This window comes from Roseomonas aerilata DSM 19363, from assembly GCF_000711725.1.
In the GTDB taxonomy this organism is placed as follows: domain Bacteria; phylum Pseudomonadota; class Alphaproteobacteria; order Acetobacterales; family Acetobacteraceae; genus Roseomonas; species Roseomonas aerilata.
This window is the reverse complement of sequence record NZ_JONP01000021.1, coordinates 81,620-89,046: the sequence shown is the minus strand read 5'-3', so window position 1 is coordinate 89,046 and position 7,427 is coordinate 81,620. Positions and strand designations below refer to the sequence as shown.

6 protein-coding genes are annotated in these 7,427 nt (G+C 70.8%); 2 read left to right on the top strand and 4 right to left on the bottom strand.

Annotated features, from left to right (window positions below; all coding sequences use genetic code 11):
• From BO39_RS20600 to BO39_RS20590, 3 genes are all read right to left on the bottom strand, one after another.
• Positions 1–295: hypothetical protein (locus tag BO39_RS20600; protein WP_043836950.1), on the bottom strand; the 295-nt coding region annotated here is incomplete at its 3' end.
• A 176-nt stretch (positions 296–471) separates the two neighbouring features.
• The gene (locus BO39_RS20595; RefSeq protein WP_043836948.1) at positions 472–855 is read right to left on the bottom strand and encodes a response regulator; all 384 of its coding nucleotides are present in this window, start codon (positions 853–855) and stop codon (positions 472–474) included.
• Positions 856–952: 97 nt separating this feature from the next.
• Positions 953–1,996, bottom strand: a complete 1,044-nt coding sequence (locus tag BO39_RS20590) for an SAM-dependent methyltransferase (protein ID WP_052402366.1) — start codon at positions 1,994–1,996, stop codon at positions 953–955.
• A gap of 219 nt (positions 1,997–2,215) precedes the next feature.
• On the opposite strand from BO39_RS20590, the gene BO39_RS20585 reads away from it, so the two are divergent.
• On the top strand, positions 2,216–2,971 hold the full coding sequence (locus tag BO39_RS20585) for a sulfite exporter TauE/SafE family protein (protein WP_052402365.1): 756 nt from the start codon (positions 2,216–2,218) through the stop codon (positions 2,969–2,971).
• Positions 2,972–3,075: 104 nt separating this feature from the next.
• On the opposite strand, the gene BO39_RS20580 is transcribed toward BO39_RS20585, so the two are convergent.
• Entirely contained in the window at positions 3,076–5,229 is a 2,154-nt protein-coding gene (locus BO39_RS20580; RefSeq protein ID WP_052402364.1) for a glycosyltransferase family protein, read from the bottom strand.
• Between the two features lie 427 nt (positions 5,230–5,656).
• On the opposite strand from BO39_RS20580, the gene BO39_RS30240 reads away from it, so the two are divergent.
• Positions 5,657–7,399, top strand: coding sequence for a hypothetical protein (locus BO39_RS30240; RefSeq protein WP_156963796.1), 1,743 nt, complete (start codon positions 5,657–5,659; stop codon positions 7,397–7,399).
• Positions 7,400–7,427 lie beyond the last annotated feature (28 nt).

The window sequence follows — 7,427 nt, the reverse complement described above, 5'->3', positions numbered from 1 at the left end:
CCTCGAAGGTGACGGTGTGGGCGGTGGCGAAGTTGCCCATGCTGCTGACCGAGGTGGTCTGCACGTCGAGCGCCGGCTGGGCGACCTGGGGGAAGCCGATGGAGAGCGCGGTGACGATGGAGAAGTTGGCGGAGCTGCCGGTGACGAGGAGGGCGCCGCTCGACGAGGTGGAGGCGGTGCCGGGGACGAAGACGCCGTCCTGGAAGATGCGCGCCGAGAGCTCGGGCGCGGCCTGGGCCTGGGAGGCCATGCCGAGGGAGAGAAGGGCGGCGGCAGCGAGGAGAAGCTTGCGCATGGGAGGGTTCCTTGGGGGCGGGCGGTGAGGGGTGCGGGGGCACCCTCTTGCTCTCTGGAAGAGCATTCCGCGTGCCAACCGAACCGGTCTCGTAAATACAAGCACTTGCGCCCGCACCGGGCTTCCATCTCGCTCCAGGTGTAAAAGGATCCGACAAGGCAACGAGATGCGCGGACCTATGGCCGCAAGGGTTCACCGCTCGGCCTGACACCGAGTTCGTCCAGCATCTCGAAGAGCGCCAGCCGGCTGAAGGGCTTCTCGAGAAAGCGCTCGTTCGGCCCCAGGCAGCGGCCCGCGGGCGGGGCGGCATGGCCGCTGTAGAAAAGGGTTCGCAGCTCGGGGCGGATGCGCCGTGCGGCATCCACCATCGCGAAGCCGTCCAGGCCGCGCCCGAGATCGATGTCGGTGACGAGGATCTGCGGCAGCTCGGAAGAGCGAAGGCGTTCGAGCGCCACCTCGGCGGTCGCGCAGACCTCCACAACATAGCCGCGCAGCTCAAGAGCGAGCTGCACGAGTTCGAGCACCTCGGGTTGGTCCTCCACCAGAACGACGTCGCACATATCCAGTTCTCCGCAACAAGTCTCGATAGACTGGACAACTGCGGGACGGATTCAAGATTTTCCAGCCCATGATGCGTCCGGTGGGGCGGCGCGGCCGTCAGTCCGCGCGCTTGCGTACCACCAGCCCGATCGACGTTGTCACGTAATTCGCCACCCGCAACTTCAGGTGCGGCAAGGCATAGGGCGGTAGGTCGATGTGCTCGTCCACCGGCGTGGTGCCCGGGTGCAGGTTCAGCGGCCAGACCTCGTGCCCCGCCTCCGCCAGCCGCCCGAGCATGGCCTCGATGTCGCGCTTGCGAAAGAGCGAGAGCGCCGCGTCCTCGTAGGTGTCCTCGTTGGACTGAAGGTTGAACTCGGTGGTGTGCACCGCGATCCCGCCGGGCCGGAGCGTGGCGAGGCTGTTCTCGAAGAAGGCCAGGCCGTGCGCGATGGAGCCGAGATGCTCGAAGGCGCAGGAGGACCAGCAGGCGTCGAAGCCCCGGAGGTCGGTGGGGATGGCGTTCATGTTCACGGGGCGGAAGGCCACGCGCGCGCGGAAGGTCGCGCGGTCCACGATGCCCGGCTTCTCCAGGTCCTGCAGGCCGCCGCTGTGCTGGTTGGTCGAATCCCAACCCTGGCCGGCGATGACGTCGTGGGGCGCGTCGGTCGCCAGCACGTCGAGGCCGAAGCGGGCCAGGAGGGCCGGGATCGGTTCCGTCCCGCAGCCGAAGCCGAGTGCCCGCCGGCCCGGCTCCAGCACGCCGGCCGCCCAGAGCACGGCCATGACGTAGCAGAACTCCCAGGTCTTGCGGTGGTGATCGGGCGAGAGGCCCAGCGCGCCGCACCAGGCGGGGAAGGCGGGCTCGTCGAACTGCGAGGCGGTGCAGAGCTGCGAGACGGGCCGAGCGAGCGTCGGCTCCTCCAGCAGCGCGGGGATTCCCGGATGCTCCGGGGCGCGGAGGAGGAAGGGCGGGATGGCGTAGCGCGGCGGCTCAAGGACCGAGCGGTCGAGGAAGTCCCGGAACTCGACGGTGGCGGCGAAGGCGCGGCGCAGGGAATCGAGGTCGGGGTGGTTGCGGTGGAACTCGATCTCTGCCCTGTCGCGCGGCTCGCGCCCGGCGAAGAGGCGCAAGGCCCAGGCCGCCGCCTCCGCGCTTACCATGTGGACCGCTCCGCTGGACTCATGGTGGCCTTCCGACGGCGAGGCGCCGCACCCGGTGGGATCATAGTGTTCTCACCTCCGCGTGAACAGCGTGGGTGGCGCGCCGGCTGCTTCTGCCGGCGCTGCCGGTGGCCGTTTCCCGGACGCCGCCCCAGGCCTAGGATCGGGCGCATCTCCCCTTCTGGCCGTCCGCCGGCCTTCTTTCCGCCGAGGCCAAGGATGACGCTTGAAGCAGCCCTCGTGATGCTCGGGGCCGGGTTCCTGGCCGGGGCGCTCAACGCCGCGGCCGGCGGGGGCTCCTTCGTCAGCATTCCCGCCATGGTCTTCGTCGGCCTTCCCTCGGTGGCGGCGAACGCCTCCAGCACGGTGGCGCTGCTGCCGGGTACGCTGACGAGCGCCTGGGCCTGGCGGGGCGCCTTCCAGTCGCTTCAGGGCTTCCGCCTGCCCGTGCTCGTTTTCATCAGCCTTGTCGGCGGTCTCGCCGGAGCGGTGCTGCTGCTCGCGACATCCCAGCGCGCCTTCGACGACGTGCTGCCCTGGCTGCTGCTGGTCGGCACCCTCGCCTTCGCCTTCGGACGGCCGCTCGGGGCGGCGCTGCGCCGGCGGGTGCGGATCGGACGTGGGCCGGTGCTCGCCTCGCAGGTGCTGCTCTCGGTCTATGCCGGTTACTTCGGCGGCGGGGTGGGGATCATGATGATGGCCGTCTGGGGCATGCTCGGCGACCTCGACATCAAGGCGATGAGCGCGCTCCGCACCCTGCTGGTCAGCATCGCCAACCTTGTCGCCGTGATCATCTTCATCGTGGCCGGGCCGGTCCACTGGCCGGAGACGCTCGTGATGCTCGTCTCGGCCATCATCGGCGGCTATGCGGGGGCGCGGCTCGCCAGCCGGGTGCCTGACCGCGTGCTGCGCGGTTTCGTCATCCTGTTCAGCACGCTGATGACGGCGGTCTTCTTCTGGCGCGCCTGGCGCTAGGGCATTCTCCGTCCCGGCTCACGGCGGATGCTCCGCCGCTTTGTCCGAGTGGGCGGATAGTCCCCTCCTGCGGCGCGGCCCGTCCGGGGTTGGTCCAGGCTTCCTCAGCCGCCGCGGAAGGGGCGCAGCAGGGCGCGCACGCCGCGGGCGAGACCGCGCAGCCCGCGCCAGACCACGCGCGGCACGGGCAGCGCCTGGAGCAGCTGGTAGATCAGGACGCGCCGGTTCCCGATGCTCAGCTGGTCGAAGGAGAGCGCGAGCGGCGAGCCGCCGGCCGCTCCACCCTGCGCGCCCATCCCCCTCACCGTATCCCGCGTGTCGATGAAGGCCGTGTGGAAGTCGCCGAAGGCCTTGTGGAGGACGTCGGCGGAGGCCTGGTGGCGCGTATCGACGTCGCGCAGCTCCTCGCGCAGGCGGTTCGCCCGGTCCAGCTCGTCGAAGCGGGCGGGGTGGAGGTCACGGATGGCCTCCAGGTCCGGCCGCAGCTCCCCGTGCAGGTCGCGCTCGCCCTCGCCTCCGTCGATCAGGCCGAGGTGGAAGGGCTTGCGGCGGTCCACGATGAGGCTCGCGCGGCCGGTGGAGACGCCCTTGGCGTAGAGCGCGAGCCCCGAGGCCGCGCGCAGGTCGAGGCTTTCCAGCAGCAGGTCCACCGGCTCGTGGAAGGCTCCGGCGCGGAAGAGGAACCGGCCAAGCCCGATGGGCGCGCCGGGGTCGCGGCTGAGGGGGTCGAACTCGTTCTCCACGCCGAAGAAGGGCTCGCCCTTGCCGTCGGTGAGGCGGGTGATCGCCTTCGAGTGGGCGTAGTCCGCCTCCGGGTGGCGGGAGAGGAGGGCGGCCAGGATCGCCACGTGGTTGCTGAACAAGGTCTCGTTCGGCGCGGCGAAGAGCAGCGCGGAGCCCTCCGGCGCCGCCTGGAACTCGGCCTTCAGGATCGTGCCGATGCGGTTGCGGCGGACCACCTTGCCGGTGCTGTCGCGCTGGAAGAAGGCGGCGCCGCGCAGCGCGGGCGGGACCGCGTCACCCTGGGCCATCGCGGACAGCCGCTTGCCAGCCGCGCGCAGGTCGCGCTCGTCCACGAGGAGGACCGCCTCGTAGCCCTGCGCCCGGTGGGCCCGCGCGGCCTCGACCTGGCGTTCGAAGTACTCCGCCTCGGGATCAGGGGCGAGGAAGACGATCCGCGTCGCCGTCTCGTCCCCTACCGGGCGGAGCAGCGCGGCCAGCTCGGCCTTGCGTGCCTCGAGCCCGCCGTAGATCGCGGCGAGCGAGGCGTCCATCGTGTAGCCGCGCTTGAAGATCTCCTGCGCGCGGGCGGCCAGCGCCAGAGCCTCCTCCGGGTTCGTCCGGGCCCACTCGACATGCTCCATGATCCGGCGCGCCACGGGCTCGGCGCCGTTGCGGAGATCGACGTAGAGAAGGCTGTCGCCGAAATGCTGCCGCGCCCAGGGGTTCTCGTCGCAGATGATGAGCGCGCCGGCCGCCAACCCCTCGAAGAGGCGGTTCGACATCAGCACCGCGTCCTTGTGCTGCTCGGAGGAGAGCGCGAGGCAGATGCCGGCCTTGTGGATCTCCTCGATGACGGAGATGCCGTCGAAGGGCAGGGAGCGCTGGTAGCTGTCGAAGCCCTCCCAGACCCGCACGCCGCGCAGCGTCTCCGGGCCGTAGATCCGCATCATCGAGGACTGGTCGAGGATGTTGAGCACGGTCTGGTGGCGCGAGCCGCCGCGGCCGAGCCGTTCCCAGTTGATCCCCATGTAGAAGATCTTCAGGTCGCCCAGCGTGGGCGGCAGGATCGGCGTGGAGAGGGCGTGGAAAAGGTTGAATGACGGCGCGAGATGCGAGTTGCTGTCCGTGATCAGACGCCGCAGGTGCAGGTCGGCCCCCGGCGACTGGCAGCTCAGAAAGTCATCATGCGTGAGGAGATTTTCGGAGGTCGAGCGATAGCCGAAATCGTGGAAGAACGGGACCGGGTTCCAGAGCGTGACGAAGGAGAAGATGTCGTAGGTCTTGGGCGTGCTGAAGTGCAGGTGGATGACGAAGTCGAGGTCCTTCTGCGTCAGCGGCTCCCCCCCTTCGTGCAGGGGCCGCCCCATGTGGTCGAGCACCACGCATTCCAGGCCGAGCAGCTTCGCCGTGTTGTCCAGCCGCGCGATGACCTCGTCCTCGGCCACCTGGATGTCCGGCCACAGCTTGATGACGCCGAATCGCCCGAGCAGCCCTTCGGGGGCCTTGAAGCCGGCGGTGGTCGGGATCGGGTCCATGTTTTTTTCCAGCACGCTGAGCCCTTTCGCGGACAACCTGGCCTTCGGTGCCATGGGTGGCCGCCGCTGACACCGGGCAACGCGCGCGAATCGCCCCGCCGCCGCCAGGCTCCGCCGACCATGTCAGGAGGTCGGGGCCGCATGCCATGGCGGGCCTGGCATGCCAATGGGCCCGGCCTCGCTCCGGCCGACAAGGCCGCGGGACGTGGCCCGGGCGCCGCAGTGGCCGGGGTGGCCCTCTGTTCGCCCCGAAGGCGGGTCCGATGGCAAGAAGGTGCGCGGGCGCCCCGCTGACGGAACGGGGGCGCGATGCTAGGCAAGGGGTGGAGGAAACCGGCCACTCTCATCGGGGGCCGCAGGGTAGGAAGGCGGTGAGACGCAGCCCGCCCATCCTCGTCAGGAACGCACAGGGCGGAGAGCGACCACCGTGAAAGAGGATATGCGCGAGGTCGCGCGGCACGGCATGAAGAAGGACGGCTCCATCACGCGCCTGGTGCGGCGGACAGTCGGCACCGACGCCATGGCCAGCGAGCTCGGCGCCCGCCTTGCCGGCGAGATCGAGGCGCGCCTGGCTGGGATCGACCATCGGCTGCACGAGGCCATGGAGGCGCGCTTCGAAGCACTGGCCCATCGGCTGGAGGAGGCCGTGCAGCGGACGGTGGGGACGGAGGTCCACCGGAACGCCGCGCATCTCGACGGGCAGATCGCCGCGCGAACCGAGGAGGGGGCCCAGCGCCTGGAAGGGACGCTGCGCGCCGGCCTGGCCGAGGAGGTGCATCGCGGCGCGGCGCATCTCGACGCCCGCGTCACCGAGCTGGTGCATCTGCGGTCGGAGGAGGTGGCGGGGCACCTGGCCGGGATGCTCCGCACCGCGGTGGCCGAGGATGTTCACCAGGGCATGGCCTATCTCGACGGCCAGCTCGCCGCCCGGGGCGATGCGACCGCGCACCGGCTGGAAGACGCCCTGACCCGCGCGGTGGCCGGGGAGGTGCATCGCGGCGCGGCGCATCTCGACGCCCGCGTCACCGAGCTGGTGCACCTGCGGTCCGAGGAGGTGGCGGGGCACCTGGCCGGGATGCTCCGCACCGCGGTGGCCGAGGATGTCCACCAGGGCATGGCCTATCTCGACGGCCAGCTCGCCGCCCGAGGCGACGCGGCCGCGCACCGGCTGGAAGACGCCCTGACCCGCGCGGTGGCCGGGGAGGTGCACCGCAACGTCAACCACCTGCACGAGCACCTGGCCGGCGATCTCTCCCGTCACCTGGACGAGCGGACGGGCGCGCTGCATGCCCAGCTCATCGAGACCCTGGCGGCGGACCGGGCCGCGCTGATGGCGGCGCTGCACGACGGGATGAGCCATGTGGACCGGCACCTCTCGGCCCATCTCTCGAAGGAGGTGGCCCTGCTGCTCGGCGCCGGCGGGGCGGGCGCGGAGGGGGGCGAACCGCGGGTGGTGCAGGAGCGGCTCGTCACCCTCGGGCGCCTGCTGGAGCCCTGCGCGGCCAGGGGCGTGGCCAAGCGCCGGGTCGGCCACGCGGCCGATGGCGGCTACGTCATGCTGGACGACCTGGGGCCGGTTCGCTTCGCGCTCTCCTTCGGGGTGGGCGACGAGATGACCTGGGACCTGGAGATGGCCGGGCGCGGCATCGAGGTGCACCAGTTCGACTACACGATCGAGGCGCCGCCCGAGGCGCACGAACTCATCCGCTTCCACCGCAGCCGCATCGCCCCCGTGGCGGAGGGCAGCGACCACAGCCTCGCCTCGGCGCAGGCACTGGGCGGCGGCCGGCCCTGCATCGTGAAGATGGATATCGAGGGCGATGAGTGGGTGGTGCTGGACGCCGCCGGGGAGGGGGACTTCGAGCGGGTGACCCAGCTCGTCCTTGAATTCCACGACTTTGACAGGGTGGCGGACGACGCCTGGTTCGAGCGCGCCGAGCGGGTGCTGCGGCGCCTCGCGGCCTCCTTCGCCGTCGTGCATGTCCACGCCAACAACTACGGCGCGCTGCACTCCCGCGGGAACGTGGCCTTCCCGGAACTGCTGGAGGTCACCTTCGCCAACCGGGGCCGCTACGACTTCGAGCCGAGCGCGGAGATCTTCCCGACGCCGCTCGACGCGCCCAACCGGGGCGATCTGCCGGACATCCGGCTCGGAAGCTTCCGCTTCTGAGGCGGGTTCCCGGGGGTGGCTCCGCCCC